General features: G+C 47.8%; 13 protein-coding genes, 1 pseudogene and 1 riboswitch. Of the genes and pseudogenes, 7 read left to right on the plus strand and 7 right to left on the minus strand.

What is annotated here, in order from left to right; genetic code table 11:
• Positions 1–12: 12 nt before the first annotated feature.
• The 4 genes and pseudogenes from ACZ5EJ_RS09090 (at position 13) to ACZ5EJ_RS09105 (ending at position 5,311) form a co-directional block, all read left to right on the plus strand.
• Positions 13–1,197 carry an efflux RND transporter periplasmic adaptor subunit gene (locus ACZ5EJ_RS09090; RefSeq protein ID WP_464556964.1) on the plus strand — a complete coding sequence of 395 codons (1,185 nt, stop codon included), beginning with the start codon at positions 13–15 and terminating at the stop codon, positions 1,195–1,197.
• A 3-nt stretch (positions 1,198–1,200) separates the two neighbouring features.
• A pseudogene (locus tag ACZ5EJ_RS09095) lies at positions 1,201–2,430 on the plus strand (efflux RND transporter permease subunit); the annotation flags it as partial.
• A gap of 58 nt (positions 2,431–2,488) precedes the next feature.
• The gene (locus tag ACZ5EJ_RS09100) at positions 2,489–4,315 is read left to right on the plus strand and encodes an efflux RND transporter permease subunit (RefSeq protein ID WP_464556966.1); all 1,827 of its coding nucleotides are present in this window, start codon (positions 2,489–2,491) and stop codon (positions 4,313–4,315) included.
• Between the two features lie 195 nt (positions 4,316–4,510).
• Positions 4,511–5,311, plus strand: coding sequence for a symmetrical bis(5'-nucleosyl)-tetraphosphatase (locus ACZ5EJ_RS09105; protein WP_011634980.1), 801 nt, complete (start codon positions 4,511–4,513; stop codon positions 5,309–5,311).
• Here ACZ5EJ_RS09105 and ACZ5EJ_RS09110 read toward each other — a convergent pair.
• From ACZ5EJ_RS09110 to hemF, 7 genes are all read right to left on the minus strand, one after another.
• Entirely contained in the window at positions 5,265–5,936 is a 672-nt protein-coding gene (locus ACZ5EJ_RS09110; protein ID WP_240142179.1) for a lysophospholipid acyltransferase family protein, read from the minus strand. The genes ACZ5EJ_RS09105 and ACZ5EJ_RS09110 overlap by 47 nt on opposite strands.
• A 198-nt stretch (positions 5,937–6,134) precedes the next feature.
• A complete protein-coding gene (locus ACZ5EJ_RS09115; RefSeq protein WP_011634982.1) occupies positions 6,135–7,070 on the minus strand; it encodes a carbohydrate kinase family protein in 936 nt (311 codons plus the stop codon).
• A 31-nt stretch (positions 7,071–7,101) separates the two neighbouring features.
• A complete protein-coding gene (gcvPB, locus tag ACZ5EJ_RS09120) occupies positions 7,102–8,553 on the minus strand; it encodes an aminomethyl-transferring glycine dehydrogenase subunit GcvPB (protein ID WP_011634983.1) in 1,452 nt (483 codons plus the stop codon).
• A gap of 74 nt (positions 8,554–8,627) precedes the next feature.
• A complete protein-coding gene (gene gcvPA, locus ACZ5EJ_RS09125; protein WP_011634984.1) occupies positions 8,628–9,983 on the minus strand; it encodes an aminomethyl-transferring glycine dehydrogenase subunit GcvPA in 1,356 nt (451 codons plus the stop codon).
• Positions 9,984–10,192: 209 nt separating this feature from the next.
• Entirely contained in the window at positions 10,193–10,582 is a 390-nt protein-coding gene (gcvH, locus tag ACZ5EJ_RS09130; RefSeq protein ID WP_011634985.1) for a glycine cleavage system protein GcvH, read from the minus strand.
• 70 nt (positions 10,583–10,652) lie between these two features.
• Positions 10,653–11,744 carry a glycine cleavage system aminomethyltransferase GcvT gene (gene gcvT, locus ACZ5EJ_RS09135; protein WP_464556969.1) on the minus strand — a complete coding sequence of 364 codons (1,092 nt, stop codon included), beginning with the start codon at positions 11,742–11,744 and terminating at the stop codon, positions 10,653–10,655.
• Between the two features lie 93 nt (positions 11,745–11,837).
• A riboswitch (glycine riboswitch) is annotated at positions 11,838–11,936 on the minus strand.
• A gap of 546 nt (positions 11,937–12,482) precedes the next feature.
• Positions 12,483–13,388, minus strand: coding sequence for an oxygen-dependent coproporphyrinogen oxidase (gene hemF, locus ACZ5EJ_RS09140; protein WP_074455829.1), 906 nt, complete (start codon positions 13,386–13,388; stop codon positions 12,483–12,485).
• A 173-nt stretch (positions 13,389–13,561) separates the two neighbouring features.
• Here hemF and aroC point away from each other — a divergent pair, with 173 nt between their 5' ends.
• From aroC to ACZ5EJ_RS09155, 3 genes are all read left to right on the plus strand, one after another.
• The gene (aroC, locus tag ACZ5EJ_RS09145; protein ID WP_011634988.1) at positions 13,562–14,734 is read left to right on the plus strand and encodes a chorismate synthase; all 1,173 of its coding nucleotides are present in this window, start codon (positions 13,562–13,564) and stop codon (positions 14,732–14,734) included.
• Positions 14,735–14,948: 214 nt separating this feature from the next.
• The gene (locus ACZ5EJ_RS09150; protein ID WP_011634989.1) at positions 14,949–15,302 is read left to right on the plus strand and encodes a hypothetical protein; all 354 of its coding nucleotides are present in this window, start codon (positions 14,949–14,951) and stop codon (positions 15,300–15,302) included.
• Positions 15,303–15,422: 120 nt separating this feature from the next.
• A complete protein-coding gene (locus tag ACZ5EJ_RS09155) occupies positions 15,423–16,196 on the plus strand; it encodes a complement resistance protein TraT (RefSeq protein WP_011634990.1) in 774 nt (257 codons plus the stop codon).
• The last annotated feature ends 54 nt before the right edge of the window (positions 16,197–16,250 follow it).

Below are 16,250 nucleotides of genomic sequence, written 5' to 3' on the forward strand. Positions count from 1 at the left end.
AGGAACGTTGACTTGAAAAAAGTAAAACTGCTTACTTCTCTTCTAGGTCTTTCTTTGTTGGTCATTGTTTCTGGCTGTCAAAATGATGATAGTAATTCTGCAAGCCAACTAAAACAGCCTGCCCCGGCAGTAATGGTTACGCCGGTTATTCAGGAAAAAGTCGCTAAAATTCATGAACTGGTGGGTCGTACCGCCGCACTCAGAACGGTAAATCTAGTGGCTCGTGTGCAAGGCTTTCTGGAAAGACGGAATTTCATAGAAGGAGATAGCGTTAAAGAGGGTGATATTTTATACGTGATAGAGCAAGCGCCTTATCAAATCGAAGTTAAGGCTGCACAAGCGAAAGTAGCCGAAGCTAAAGCTACTCTACAGAATGCTAAATCTTATTTGCAACGATTAAAAACGGTGCGCCAAGGCGGAGTGTCACAAATGGACCTTGATAAAGCCAGCAGTGATTTTCTTAGCGCACAAGCGCTGTTAACCAGTGCCCAGGCCATGTTGGACCGAGCTAAATTGAATCTCAGTTACACTGAAATACGTTCTCCGATCAATGGGCGCATCGGTCGTAATTCTATCAGCACGGGAAACCTTGTCTCACCAAACTCCGGTATTTTAGCAACAATTGTGCTAATCGACCCCCTGTATGTACTTTTTACGGTGAGCGAAGTTGATTTCCTTACCGAGCTTCAAAACCAGCTGGAGAAGGGAGAGTCGACTATATTTGTTCCTAAAATTCAACTTGCCAATGGAACCATTTATCCTTTTGAAGGAAAATCGGATTTTATCAGCCCCATCGTGGATGAAAAGACTGGAACTATCACGATTCGAGCAATTTTCCCAAACCCCGATACAAAAGAATTACTCGGTCAGACAAATACGCCACAAAGCCGCCGCTTACTGATGCCGGGACAATTTGTTAAAGTTTTGGTAAGACGAGATGATGTAGAGGAAGAACATGTTATTCCCCAGTCGGCTATGCAGGAAGATCAAAGTGGGAAATATGTGCTGGTTGTTGATACTGACAACCGCGTGCAAAAACGCTCAGTGACAGTCGGTGACAAAATCGGCGTAAATTGGATCATTAAGCGAGGTTTGCAGGTGGGCGAATTAGTGATATCTGAGGGTGCGCAAAAGGTTCGCCCCGGCATTACTGTACAAACTACCATAGCGGTTCCTTCTCAACCGATCGAGAAATAACCAGTGTTTAGTAATTTTTTTATCGAGCGTCCCCGCTTCGCTTTCGTCATTTCTATTGTCATTGTACTTGCTGGCCTGATATCCCTGTTAAAACTGCCTGTTTCCCTATTTCCCCAAATCACACCACCGCAAATACAAGTCAGTGCTTCATACCCAGGCGCGAATGCCCAAGTTGTAGAAGAAACCGTCGCTGCACCAATTGAATCTGTAGTTAATGGTGTCGAGGGCATGCTTTATATGTCTTCAGAAAGTGCTAATAATGGGACATACACGCTAGACATAACGTTTGAAATCGGAACTGACGTTGATATGGCAATGGTAAATGTCCAGAACCGATTGTCTCTGGCCACGCCAAGATTGCCCGAGGATGTCACTCGCTCAGGAATTACAGTACGAAAGCAATCTCCTGAATTTTTACAAATGGTATCTTTTACATCGCCAAATGGAACCTACGATCAATTGTTTCTTAGCAATTTCATCAGTTTAAATGTAAACGATGTACTTTCCAGGGTCCCAGGTGTCAGCCAGGTTTCTATTTTTGGCGCCCAAGATTATTCGATCCGGATTTGGCTAAATCCAGACAAAATGGTGGATTTAGCCATCACCACTGAAGATGTGACCGCTGCTATCCGCGATCAAAATATACAAGCTGCAGCCGGGCAAGTTGGGCAACCACCCTTGGCTCCCGATCAACAATTCCAATACACCATTCAAGCCAAAGGATGGCTTTCTGAAGTATCAGAATTTCAAGATATTATTATCCGGGCACAAGCAGATGGCTCTACTGTAAAAATGGAAGACATCGCACGCGTAGAGCTGGGCTCCCAAACGTTTAATGTTCTTTCTCGTTTGAATGGATCCCCAGCTGTTAATTTCGCTGTATATCAGCTGCCAGAAGCCAACGCACTGGAAGTTGCACAGGGTATCGAGACGACTCTGAAACAGCTGGCAGAACGATTCCCTGAAGATGTTGAGTATGCCTTGCCTTACGATTCCACTCGATTTATCAATAACTCTTTGACAGAGCTCGTTCAAACGCTGTTTATTGCTTTGAGTTTGGTCATATTGGTGGTTTACGCTTTTATTCAAGACTGGCGTGCCACCTTGATCCCAGCACTGGCAATTCCTGTATCACTGATCGGAACCTTTGCTGTTTTGCTGGTGATGGGTTATTCCATCAACACTTTGTCATTGTTTGCATTGGTGTTGGCGATTGGTATCGTCGTAGATGATGCAATTGTAGTGGTAGAAAATGTCCAGCGTCATCTACAGGAAGGATTACCCCCCGGGGATGCAACCAAAAAAAACAATGACCGAAGTCACTGGTCCTGTTATTGCCACTACATTGGTTTTATTAGCGGTATTCGTGCCAATCGCTTTTCTAGAAGGTATTTCAGGCCAGCTCTATCGGCAGTTTTCTGTAACAATTGCCATAGCGGTTTCTATTTCATCGCTCACAGCTTTAACCTTGAGTCCCGCTTTATGCGCCATGATGCTTAGAAAGCAACAGGCACGTCCGTGGTTTGCGCTACGCTGGTTTGAAAAGATTTTTGGAAAAGTCTCCGAAGGTTATCTATTTTGCGTAAAAATTGTTGTAAGGCGATTAGTACTGACAGCACTACTTTTACTAATCATTACAGGCGGTGCATATTGGGTATTCAAAAACACGCCGACAGGATTTATTCCTCAGGAAGATCAGGGCATTATTTTTGTCGACATTCAGCTGCCTGATGGCGCTTCTTTGAACAGAACCGACAACGTGGTTAAACAAGTCGATGCGTTACTCTCCAACCTTCCAGGCGTAGAGGATATCGTTTCTTTAGCAGGGATTGGATTGCTGAGTGGTGTCAAATCAAACTCAGGAATGGTGATCAGTATTCTCAAGCCTTGGGATGAACGCACATCACCCGAGTTATCCAGTGATGCACTTATTGCACAAATATGGGGCATGATGGCACAAATTCCCGGTGCCAATTTGATCGCCTTCACTCCCCCACCTATCAGTGGGTTAGGCAGTACCGGGGGGTTTGAATTTCAACTCCAGGATAAAAGAGGCGGCGACCCTCAAGATCTTTCTGCAGCAATGCGTGGCTTTTTAATGGAAGCCAATCAAGATGCTCATTTACAAAATGTGTACAGTACGTTTCGCGCGGATGTTCCACAGATAAAACTGGAAATAGACCGCCTGCAAGCAAAAGCGCTGGGCATCCCCGTGCGAGAGATATTTTCAAGCTTACAGACACAACTGGGCTCTCTCTATGTCAACGATTTTAGTAAGTTTGGTCGGGTTTATCGGGTAATCCTACAGGCCGAAGCACCTTATCGGGACAATGCTGATGATATTGGGAAAATCTATGTACGAAGTTCAGAAGGCGTTATGGTTCCTCTTCGGACATTAACAAAAACATCCTCGATGTTGGGTTCTGATAGCCTCACACGTTTTAATATGTATCGTTCCGCACAAATCAATGGAAGCCCTGCCCCTGGATTAAGTTCCGGGCAGGGCATATCCGCAATGGAACAACTTGCAAAGCGAGTGCTTCCAGATGGAACAGAGTTTGAATGGTCTGGTATGTCATTTCAAGAAGTTCAGACAGGCTCTCAATTACCCATCATATTTGGCCTGGCTTTAATATTTGTTTTCTTGTTTTTAGTAGCCCAATATGAAAGCTGGTCTATCCCTTGGGGAGTCATACTTTCCGTTCCAATCGCCTTGGCAGGCGCGCTCATTATGATGTGGGGGATGGGGAATGTTTTGGATATTTACGCCCAGATTGGTCTCGTCATGTTGGTCGGTATGGCTTCAAAAAACGCAATCCTTATCGTCGAATTTGCTAAAGTGCAAAGAGAGAGTGGGTTGTCGATAGTTGAAGCAGCCATCAAATCCGCCCAACTCCGTTTTAGAGCAGTCATGATGACTGCGATTTCCTTCATTCTCGGTGTGCTCCCATTAGTCGTCGCATCAGGCGCAGGCGCAGCAAGTCGTCAATCACTTGGAACCGTTGTTTTTGGAGGAATGCTGGTTTCAGCAATCATTGGAACAATTTTAATTCCGGCTTTTTACGTGATCATTCAATCTATGACGGAAAACATGCGGCAACCAAAAACTCGCCTTTAAGCATATTAATTTGCAAAATGGCAACTGGCAATTGTCTTCTTAAAATAGGACTGAATACCCGAGTAAAAAGCAAAGCGTGTTTCAGAAAATTGCGGCGTTTGTAGAGAAGTTTAAAGGCGCAGGTGGAAAAATTTAGCTTAATTTTAATCAAGTACAATACAGCACTGCTAATTAATCTATATTTTCCTGATCTTAATGGCAACTTATGCAATTGGTGACCTACAAGGCTGTCACCGACATTTTCTTGACCTGCTTGACCTGACTGGCTTCAATTCCACGCGGGATAGGTTGTGGCTGGTGGGCGATATCGTTAACCGCGGCCCTGACTCCCTCTCATTATTGCGTACTTTGATGGCACTGGGAGATACCGTCACAATGGTACTCGGCAACCATGATCTTCATCTTTTGGCAGTCGCTGCCGGTTCTGCCCAACTGAAACACGGGGACACCTTGCAACCACTTCTGGATGCTCAGGATAGCAAAGTTCTGCTTGACTGGCTGAAGTGCCAGCGATTGTTCTATCACGAAGATGAATACGCCCTAGTCCATGCCGGGCTATTACCCGCCTGGCACACTGAACAAGCGGCGATGCTGGCACAAGAGGTTGAAGCAATCATCCACAGTGATCAATTTCAAATGTTTTCTCAATCAATGTATGGCAATGCACCTGATTGCTGGCAGGATACATTACGGGGAGAAAGCCGCTGGCGAGTCATCATTAACGCTATGACACGCATGCGCGTCTGTTCACCCAAAGGCAGAATGAATTTTTCCTACAAGGAAGGATTGTCCGCTATTCCCCAGGGATTGCTGCCCTGGTTCGAGATTCCCTGGCGTGCCAGCAAAGATGCAACGATTGTATTTGGGCATTGGTCTGCGCTGGGATTACATCTGACGCCCAATCTGATTGCTCTGGATACGGGATGCGTCTGGCAAGGCTGCCTGACAGCTATTCGACTGGAAGACAGGAAGGTATTTCAGGTACCGTGTGCATAATCTTCAGTGATAACGCTTGAGCAATGGCCTTTTCCGCCAGACGTGCAAGTTCGCGGCGGTTTTTATCATCTCCGGGAATGGGGCTCATGAAATTTAATTCTGCCTGAATTTCCGGTTCATTCAATATCAACATCAGAGATTGCAATATCGTTACGGTAACATAGACCACACTTGTATTCCGCGAACCATCGCGGTTGCTGTAACGAATCGCAATCGGACAAAGCAGTGCTTTTGCTGTTACAACTGGCTGCAACAAGGAGGCGTGAAAGTGCAGGAGCACATCGCCGTTACAGGTCGCACCTTCAGGAAATATAGCCACAGAGCATCCAGCCTTCAGCATACCGTCTATTTTCTGATTGACCCGTAACGTATCCCCCCGTTTTTTACGTTCAATAAACAGTGTCCCGGCACTCCGGCATAACCAGCCCAGCACTGGCCAGGTGCTGATTTCTGCCTTTGCAACGAAGCGCACAGGATACAAAGCCAGAATAACGATGATATCCAGCCACGAGGTGTGATTCGCCACAAAGAGCACCCCTTGCTGATTGCAGGCAGGCAGAGAACCACCGGAAGACAACTTCACATTAAGGATATGAAGAAATTTCTGTGCCCATTTACAGATCATGTGATTCTGCCGGGCTGTACTGGTATACGGAAGCAATAGCGATTGCAGTAATCCGGAAGCAATATGCAACATCAACCTGATAAACCGGATGCTTTTGACCAGCTTGTTTACCCTGGTTACGGCCATGGCGAACAGCAAGTCAAAGTGATCAGGGAAGAACCAGGTTGATAAATGTATTTTTCAGCCTTGGGCAGGCCACTAAAATATACGACTGCCAAAAGATTCAAAATAGCGCTGACCGATCTCATCCCGCTCATAACGATGATTCTGGCCGCCACGATAAGCGATTTTCAGCGTGCCCATGAGTGAGGCAAGTTGCCCGGTTTCCTGCCAATCCATGCCCTGAGCAATGCCGTAGAGCAGCCCGGCGCGATAGGCATCCCCACAGCCCGTTGGATCAACCACTTTTTCCGGTCGAACAGCCGGTATCTGGAATTGCTTGCCCTGCGCATAAATCACCGAGCCTTCTGCTCCTTTTGTCTCGATAAGTGCGTTGACCCGGGTAGCCAGCTTATTCAATGTATAACCAGTAAGTGATTGCAGCAGCTGAGCTTCATAATCATTAACCGCAATGTAATCCGCCTTTTCAATGAAATCGAGCAACTCATCTCCATTGAACATCGGCATCCCCTGGCCGGGATCAAACATGAATGGAATACCAGCCTCATGAAACTCTCGGGCATGAGTCAACATTCCTTCTCGGCCATCCGGAGCGACAATACCCAGACTTATATCCGCAGCGTCCTTCACACTGTTCCGGTGTGAAAAATTCATTGCTCCCGGATGAAAGGCCGTAATCTGATTATCATCCAGGTCAGTGGTAATGAACGCCTGCGCTGTAAAAGTATCCTGCACCTGGCGGATATGGGTTTGCGCCAATCCAAGCTTTTCCAGCCTGTAGGCGTAGGGTTGAAAATCATCTCCAACCGTTGCCATGATCAGCATTTTGCCATCCAGCATCTGCAGGTTATAGGCAATGTTTGTCGCACATCCGCCAAACTCCCGACGCATCTCGGGCACCAGGAATGCTACATTCAAAACATGGATTTTGTCCGGAAGAATATGGCGTTTGAAACGGTCTTCAAACACCATGATTGTGTCATAGGCGATGGAGCCACAGATCAGTGTATGCATATCAGCTCAAATATCGTGTGCATGAGGTGAATCAGCCCGCTGGATTCCATACCAGATCAAGTTCACGAGCAGCCTTGACATCATCTATTTTCCGCAACGGCATGTTATGAGGCGCCGTCTTGACCATTTCCGGTTGCGTGTCTATCTCATCCAGAATCTCCTTCATCGCAACAACAAAGCGATCCAGCGTTTCTTTGGATTCGGTTTCAGCCGGCTCGATCAGCAAACATTCCGGCACCAGCAGCGGAAAATAGACGGTTGGCGCGTGAAAACCCTTGTCCAGCAGGCGCTTGGCCAGGTGCATTGCAGTCACTCCGGTTTTATCCTTGATTTCCTTCATAGTGACAATGAATTCGTGACTGGCTCGCCGGCTGGGATAGGCAATCTCAAAGCCCAGTTTGCGTAACTCGGCCAGCAGATAATTAGCATTGAGTGTTGCATATTCTGCAATCCGGAACATTCCTTCTGCACCCAGCAATCTGACATAGATGTAAGCACGCAACAGTACTCCTGCATTACCCATGTGCGCGGATAAGCGTCCGATAGATTGAGGACGATCTTTCTCCGTCAACCAGCGATAAACACCCTGTTCATGCGCCACGATAGGGATCGGCAAATAAGGCAACAAACAGTCTGCCACGCCTACCGGAGCCGCACCCGGCCCACCACCGCCATGAGGGGTCGAGAAAGTTTTATGCAGATTCATGTGGATCACATCAAATCCCATGTCACCCGGTTTGACTTTACCCAGTACTGCATTAAGATTGGCCCCATCGTAGTACAGCAAACCACCGGCCTCATGCACGACTCGGCTCATTTCTGCCACTTTTTTCTCGAATACGCCCAGAGTGGAAGGGTTAGTCAGCATTAAACCAGCTGTTCTGGGACTAACTGCCGCTTTCAAGGCTTCCATATCCACGTCACCATCGCGATCCGTAGGAATCTCGATCACCTTATAACCGCACATGACAGCGGTCGCCGGGTTGGTACCATGCGCAGCATCCGGGATGATGATCTCGGTGCGCTCGGTATCTCCACGCGCTTCATGATAGGCACGAATCATCGTAATACCGATCAGTTCGCCCTGTGCACCCGCCATGGAAGTCAGGCTAACCGCAGACATACCCGTAACGTCTTTCAGGATTTCCTGCAGCTCATACATACAAGCCAAGAAGCCTTGACCCGTATCTTCTGGCGCCAGCGGGTGGCGTGATAAAAATTGTGGCAACATGGCCAGTGCATTACAGGCACGCGGGTTGTATTTCATGGTGCAGGAACCAAGTGGGTAAAACTCCGTATCTATCGAGAAATTTTTCTGGGATAGCCGAGTATAGTGACGCACCGTATCCATTTCGGAAACCTCAGGCAACAAGGGAGCCGATTTGCGCTTCAGATTATCCGGAATATTGTTCTTGGCTGGCCGGGTTGCCGGAGCCTGGGAATAATTCAGGCGATTTTTGCGGGAATGTTCAAATATCAGCATGTTTTATCTTAGGTTGGTGAGATTGATTCAATACAGAACAAGTAACGCGGCTCTCTTCCGGTTTACTCCTGATTTCAGGCTTTCAGTATCTGCCGCAACATTTCAGTATATTTATCCAGATCTTCTGCTATTTTGGTTTCTGTTGCGCAGACCAGTAGCGTGTTCTTCAGATCCGGGTAGTAATTCTCAAGTAGTACACCTCCAAGTACGCCTTGCGCTTTGAGCTTGTTCAAGACTTCATCAGCCGGAACAGATAGCTGAAGCACTGCTTCGTGAAAGAACGGGCTGTGGAATGCTTTCTTCACGCCGGGAAGTGTTTCCAGTTGTTCCACCAGCGCCAAAGTGTTTGCATGAGATTGGGCGGCAACCCGATACAATCCTTCAGGCCCCAGTAACGACATGTAAATTGTCGCTGCTGTTACCATCAATCCCTGATTGGTACAAATATTGGAAGTTGCTTTCGAACGACGGATATGTTGCTCCCTTGCCTGCAATGTCAAGGCAAAACCTTCTTTGCCTTCCAGATCGGTAGTCCGTCCAATGATCCGCCCCGGCATTTGCCGAACCAGTTCTTGTTTGCAGGCCATGAAGCCAAAGTATGGCCCGCCACTGGAAAGTGGAATTCCCAGAGGTTGTCCTTCTCCGACAGCGATATCTGCTCCCTGACGCCCCCATTCTCCTGGTGGTTTCAACATGGCAAGTGCAGTCGGGTTAACCACTGCAATAGCCAGAGATTGCTTGTCGTGTGCCCAATCAGCCAGCGTATCGACCTGTTCGAGCACACCAAAAAAATTGGGTTGAGGAATAATCAGCGCAGCAAATTCTTCCTGTGCAAACTGGTCAAGCTGATCAATGGACACCTGCCCAGTGGCAGGATCGTATGGAACCTCAACCACCTCGATCGCCTGATTTCTGACAATGGTACGAACCACACTGCGATAAATTGGGTGCACAGTCTGCGGAACCAGAATACGTCTGGATGATTTGTGCTGGCGCACAGCCATCAGAGCAGCCTCGGCCAGAGCAGATGCCCCATCATACAAACTGGCATTGGACACATCCATTCCGGCCAACGACGCCATCATAGTCTGGTATTCGTACAACAATTGCAATGTCCCCTGGCTGGCCTCTGCCTGATAAGGTGTGTAGGAAGAATAAAATTCTCCCCGGGTTGTTATTTGCCAGACTGCTGCTGGAATATGATGTTCATAAGCACCTGCGCCGATAAAGCTGAGATAGAACCCATCTTTCTGCGCACGTTCGTACATGAGGCGCGAAATTTCCATTTCGCTCATGCCAGTCGGTACCTGGGTTAATTTCCCGTTTTTTAGCTCGGCGGGAATTTCGTCGAATAATTCATCGATAGATGTAGCGCCAATGCTGGCAAGCATTTCTGTTACATCTTCTTCTGTATGGGGAATAAATGGCATGATTAACTGTATTATCCAAAAAACTTAAAGGTTATGTCTGCTTGTCTATTTACTGCAAACAGCTTTAACAAAGCGGTGAAAAACTTCTGCGTTGCCATCGTTGTGTTAACAACAGGCTCAAAGCTCATTTACCGTATACATAAACTGCGCTTTTTTGCCTGTTTTGCCTTGCTCCGACGGCATCTTCATCAATGTTTCTCACCATCCTGTTAATGTGCATCACTTTCCAGCAGCTTTTCATATCCGTTGGCATCAAGTAATCCATCAATTTCAGCCGTATTGGCCGGCTTCAGTTTAAACAACCAGGCTGAATAACTATCTTCATTTATTTTTTCCGGGGATGATTCCACCTCAGCATTGATAGCAATAACTTCTCCGCTGAGTGGAGCATAAATATCTGAAGCCGCCTTGACAGATTCCACTACCGCACAATCTTCCTGCTGCGCCAGGATGCGCCCTACCTTGGGCAATTCAACGAACACCATATCTCCCAGTAATTCCTGGGCATGTTGAGTGATACCTACTGTTACCGTACCATCTGCCTCCAACTTGATCCATTCGTGTGATTTTGCATATTTCAGCTCTGCTGGAACGCTCATTTATCCGTCACTCCCCTAAATTTAGGTTTAAAAATTCAAAATGCTTTATCTGCTGATACTTTTACAAAAATCAGATCAGTGCCTGGCCATTGCGTACAAACGGGTATTTAACAACCCTTGCCGCAAGCTGTTTATCCCGCACGACAACATGTACCTGCTCTCCTGCAGCGATTCCCACCGGAATACGAGCCAGTGCAATCGACTGATTTAAAGTGGGCGAAAATCCACCACTGGTGATTTCTCCCTCACCAGCGATACCCTCATGCTGTGTAATAATTTTTTGATGGTTGCGTAATACGCCCTTATCCAGCAGAACCAGTCCTACCAATTGTTGATTAACCGGCTTTTCAAGCAAGGCCTGTTTGCCAATAAAATCCCGCTCACTTTTTAGGTCTACGGTCCACGCCAATCCGGATTCGAGCGGATTGGCGGTTTCGTCCATATCCTGACCATAAAGATTCATACCTGCTTCCAGACGCAGGGTGTCGCGTGAACCCAGGCCAGCCGGGGTCACACCCGCCGCGTGCAGCTTTTGCCAAAAAGCTGCAGCCTCATCGGCTGGTAATGTAATTTCAAAGCCATCCTCACCGGTATAGCCGGTACGCGCAATGAAATAGTTGCCAAATGCTACTGACTGGAATGGTTTCAGATCTTCTGAAGCTGCTTTGGAATCTGGAATAACAGCCCATACTTTTGCACGAGCATTCGGCCCTTGCACAGCGATCATGGCAAGGTCACGACGCGGAGTGATGGTTAAATCAGGTGCATGTTGACTGGATTGCAAGGTAATCCAGTCAATATCCTTATCCGCCGTACCGGCATTCACCACCAGACGAAACCAGGATTCGGACAGGAAATAAATGATCAGATCATCGATAATCCCACCAGCAGGATTCAACATACAGGTATAGAGCGCCTTACCAGGAACGGTAAGCTTATCGATATTATTTGCTACCAATCCTCGCAGAAATTGACGAACATTTTCGCCGCGAAGATCGACTGTCAGCATATGGGAGACATCAAACATGCCGGCATCACGTCTGACAGCATGATGCTCATCCAACTGGGAGCCATAGTGTAAGGGCATATCCCAACCACCAAAATCCACCATTTTTGCGTGCATGCCACGGTGTGCCGCATTCAGAGGGGTTGTCTTCAGCATTTATTCTCTCTCAAAAGTAAAAGGAAAGTTTTATCTGTGCTATTTCTGCATCCACGCAATACTACTCATGATCGCAGCGGCCAACAGATATCAACTACCCCCTCTGTCCTTTTACCTGAGAGTTTTACGGATAACTTTCCGCATGCCCCTTCGGTGGCTGAAATTGTTTCAGCGCTCTCCAGATTGCCGATCACAAGCAGTTATTCAAGCTTTACACAGCCACACCTGAGCGATTCCGGGGGGGTTACGCCTTCGGTGACGCTGTGTTTTATTCAGACACAGCGCACTCTCCTGCCTGGATGAAATGTTAGCAGGTCGAACTATACTCTAGCTTGGGATATTAAGACAAGGTGAGACCGCAGCGTTGCGCCAGCACCACAGCAGAATCAACGCTTGCGGCAATTTCAGCCCGTATCGCTGATGTAGCACGAGCATATATGTAAAGCTATTATCATTTCATGGTTCTCCCGGCTAGCTTGATGGATTCTATCAGCGCTCTCATGACAGTTCGCGCCATGAGCAGCGGATAACAAATTTTGTCTATACAATCATCCGGGACTGAACAGGTGATAACAGACAGCAAACACAATCAGCCTGTTGCTGACAACAAACTGAACAGAAATTTCTCTCCCAAATAGCCTAACCGTCCGAGGAGATTCAAAGAGTGCGCTCGTGCCAAGCGCACATCAATAACAAATCCAGCTTGTACTCAGATCTGCTATTTTTGAAGTTGTCTCATCAATCAAGCGGCAGCCAGTCCTTGCCAATCAGGAAATCAGTATAGAGCTTTGCTTCCGGGCTACCCGCTGTGGGTGACCAATCGTAACGCCATTTGACGATAGGCGGCAGTGACATCAGGATAGATTCGGTACGCCCCCCTGACTGTAGGCCAAACAGCGTTCCGCGATCCCATACCAGGTTAAATTCCACATAACGACCGCGGCGATAGGCTTGAAAATCCCGTTCACGTTCGCCATAAGGAAGATTGCAGCGTTTTTGCAGGATGGGGACATACGCCGCCAGAAACTGATCCCCTACACTTTTGGTCAGGTTGAAACAGGTGACAAAATCCGGCTGGTTGAGGTCGTCAAAAAATACACCACCTATTCCACGCGGCTCTTTGCGGTGTTTCAGGTAAAAGTATTCATCACACCATTTTTTGAAACGTGGGTAATATTCACTACCCGAAGGCTGAAGTGCATGCTTGCAGATCTGATGAAAATGAATAGCATCCTCTTCGAAACCATAGTAAGGCGTAAGATCCATACCCCCGCCAAACCACCAGACTGGTTCGGCTCCTTCTTTGATGGCGGCAAAAAAACGGACATTCATGTGGACAGTCGGTGCATAGGGATTGCGCGGATGCAGCACCAGTGAAACCCCCGCTGCTTCAAACGCCCTGCCTGCAAGTTCTGGCCGGGCTGCTGTAGCCGAGGCAGGCAAACCTTTCCCATGTACATGGGAAAAATTGACACCACCACGCTCCAATACATTGCCTTCTTCGATCACACAACTGGTTCCTCCCCCACCTTCCGGGCGATCCCATGAATCGCGACGAAATGAACCACCATCAGCCTGCTCCAATCCGGCCACAATATTATTCTGTAAATTAACCAGATAATCCTTGACTTGTGCAAAGTCCATATCCTCTCCCAATATGTGATGCTGATATTCGTCAATCGGCCTTTTCGGGCAATTCTACCTTCACACATTCAAATTAGCACGCTGATACCACGCCACCACTCAATTGTCATCTCATCTCTCCGTTTTGGCTTATGTTAGACTCCATGATTTCCTCGTTTAACCAAGGATCTGTAATGTCTGGCAATACCATCGGAAAGCTGTTTTGCGTCACTTCATTTGGTGAATCCCACGGCCCGGCGATCGGCTGTATCGTGGACGGATGCCCCCCCGGGCTAGTGTTATCTGCCATGGATATTCAGCTGGAGCTCGATCGACGCAAACCTGGCACTTCCCGACATGTCACCCAACGGCATGAGGGAGATCGGGTGGAAATACTCTCGGGCGTATTTGACAACATCACAACGGGGACACCAATTGCTCTGCTGATTCGTAATGAAGATCAGCGCAGCAAGGATTACAGTAAGATCATGGATGTGTTCCGTCCTGGCCATGCAGATTACACCTACTGGCAAAAATACGGCATTCGCGATTATCGTGGTGGCGGTCGTTCATCCGCACGGGAAACGGCTGTGCGGGTAGCAGCTGGCGCTATTGCCAAAAAATGGCTGCATGAACGCTATGGCATTGTCATTCGGGGCTATATGGCGCAGCTTGGCCCAATCGCCATTCCCTTTAAAAACTGGGAAGTCATCAACCAGAATCCTTTTTTTGTCGCGGATGATGACTACGTTCCCAAACTGGAAGCATTTATGGATGCCTTGCGCAAATCAGGCGATTCAGCGGGTGCCCGGATCAATGTAATAGCGGAAGGTGTGCCTGTTGGCTGGGGTGAACCGGTTTACGACCGGCTGGATGCTGATATTGCTTACGCCATGATGAGTATCAACGCAGCCAAGGGGGTAGAAATCGGTGCAGGATTCAATAGTGTGACGCAAAAAGGAACAGAACACTCGGATGAAATCACACCCGAAGGATTTCTGAGCAACAATGCCGGTGGAATTCTGGGAGGTATTTCCAGCAGCCAGCCGATTACCGTCAGCGTAGCGATCAAGCCCACCTCGAGCATCCGGCTCGGGCGACGTTCTATCGACAAGGCCGGCAATCCCGTGATTGTTGAAACCCACGGCAGACACGACCCCTGCGTCGGCATCCGGGCAACACCTATCGTGGAAGCGATGCTGGCTATCGTCTTGATGGATCATGCCCTGCGTCATCGAGGACAGAATGAAGATGTGGTTTGTACCACTCCCAAAGTTCCCGGAAATATCATCAACCCGACAAATCCGGTAACAACACAACCCGACGTACGCCGGGCTGAAGATCCGGAACCGGATGAAAATTCGTAAACAGATTATTTACCCCAGAAAAACAGGTAATTCTCAACTCTGCCTCTCTCACATCAACTCGTCGCTGAGAACTAAAAAAATCACTGATCAAGCAACAACAACCGCATAATTCGTACTTGAGAAATCCACATTCGATATGCCAGAAAGTCAGAATCGTTTAAGAACCTGAAACAGGTTCCGTTTTAAGGACAACTTTATGTAAGGAGATGGCAGAATGGGCACAAGACGATCAAATTTTGCTGTTTACGCGGGATTGCTGTTTCTCTTGACCAGCAGTACTGCAGGATGGGCGCAGGACATCAGTGAAATTCAACGACAATTCAACACTGAAATTCTCAATAAGCCATTTAGTGTTCCCAGCGATGCAGAACTGACCTCCGCATTGAAAGAGGCCACACAAAAGGGCAAATCCAGCATCGCGCCCAGCCAGAAACCGGCTTGCGTCGGACCTGGGTGTACGACAGGTGGAAATTACGGTTACGGAAGCTACTTTGGAGGATACGCCCGACCCTATTATGGCGGCTATTACGGCCTTAATCGCTACCTTCCCTTTTATTACGGCTGGTAAATTGTTCAATTGCAAAGTATATGCAAGCGGCAATCACATATCTCAGCTATATAAAAACAGTTTATTCGTTTGATCTTTAATTTTTCACACAAATACTAAAACTAAATACCAGGAGGTGAAATGGATTATTCCATCAGTAAACCAGCCCGGGCTCTGGCCGGGATCATAGTTCTCTCTTTGACATTGGGTGGTTGTGCTGCAGTTCATACATCCATTGCAAAAAAGGATTTGGATGTGCAAACCAAGATGAGTGACACTATTTTTCTGGATCCAGTTGAGCCAGGGCAAAAAGTTGTCTACCTGAACATTCGCAATGCTTCTGACAAAACCAATTTCGATATTTCCCCGTCTGTCATCAATTCATTACAAAGCAAAGGTTACCGCATTACAGAAAACCCGAAAGCGGCGCATTACTGGTTGCAAGTCAACGTGCTAAGCGTTGAGAAAGCCAGCCCGACCGCAGCCGAATCCGCTTTGAGAGCGGGTTATGGTGGGCTGGGCAGTGCAGCAATGGGCGCTGCAGTAGGCTCGGCAACTGGCGCAGCTATTAGTGGCTGGAGCGGCGCCGGGATTGGTGGGCTCGCCGGCGCGGCAGCATTTGGCCTGGTGGATACCATCGCCGGGGCTGCAGTAAAAGACGTTACCTTTATGGCCATCACCGATATTGAGATCGCTGAGCGTGCTGAAGATGGCGTCATCGTACGCGAAGATCGTCAACAGGATCTGAAACAGGGGGTTGGAGGTTCTAAAAGACAGACTTCTTCCAAAGTCAGCGAAATGAACAAGTATCGCACCCGCGTCGTCAGCATCGCCAACAAGGCCAATCTTGAATATGAAGAAGCCGCACCTGAATTAACGAATGGCCTGGCACGCACTATTTCCGGATTATTCTGACATTCTGCCTGCCACCTGGCACAACATCTGGGGGCGACTCATCAAAGGAGATCC

The organism is Nitrosomonas sp. TNE100, from assembly GCF_055387135.1.

Coding starts and splice junctions, on each gene's coding strand:
- gcvH (WP_011634985.1), bottom strand. CDS start 10,582: ATGAGCGTTCCAGCAGAGCTGAAATATGCAAAATCACACGAATGGATC.
- gcvPB (WP_011634983.1), bottom strand. CDS start 8,553: ATGCTGATATTTGAACATTCCCGCAAAAATCGCCTGAATTATTCCCAG.
- ACZ5EJ_RS09115 (WP_011634982.1), bottom strand. CDS start 7,070: ATGCATACACTGATCTGTGGCTCCATCGCCTATGACACAATCATGGTG.
- gcvPA (WP_011634984.1), bottom strand. CDS start 9,983: ATGCCATTTATTCCCCATACAGAAGAAGATGTAACAGAAATGCTTGCC.
- hemF (WP_074455829.1), bottom strand. CDS start 13,388: ATGGACTTTGCACAAGTCAAGGATTATCTGGTTAATTTACAGAATAAT.
- ACZ5EJ_RS09155 (WP_011634990.1), top strand. CDS start 15,423: ATGGATTATTCCATCAGTAAACCAGCCCGGGCTCTGGCCGGGATCATA.
- aroC (WP_011634988.1), top strand. CDS start 13,562: ATGTCTGGCAATACCATCGGAAAGCTGTTTTGCGTCACTTCATTTGGT.
- gcvT (WP_464556969.1), bottom strand. CDS start 11,744: ATGCTGAAGACAACCCCTCTGAATGCGGCACACCGTGGCATGCACGCA.
- ACZ5EJ_RS09150 (WP_011634989.1), top strand. CDS start 14,949: ATGGGCACAAGACGATCAAATTTTGCTGTTTACGCGGGATTGCTGTTT.
- ACZ5EJ_RS09100 (WP_464556966.1), top strand. CDS start 2,489: ATGCAACCAAAAAAAACAATGACCGAAGTCACTGGTCCTGTTATTGCC.
- ACZ5EJ_RS09105 (WP_011634980.1), top strand. CDS start 4,511: ATGGCAACTTATGCAATTGGTGACCTACAAGGCTGTCACCGACATTTT.
- ACZ5EJ_RS09110 (WP_240142179.1), bottom strand. CDS start 5,936: ATGATCTGTAAATGGGCACAGAAATTTCTTCATATCCTTAATGTGAAG.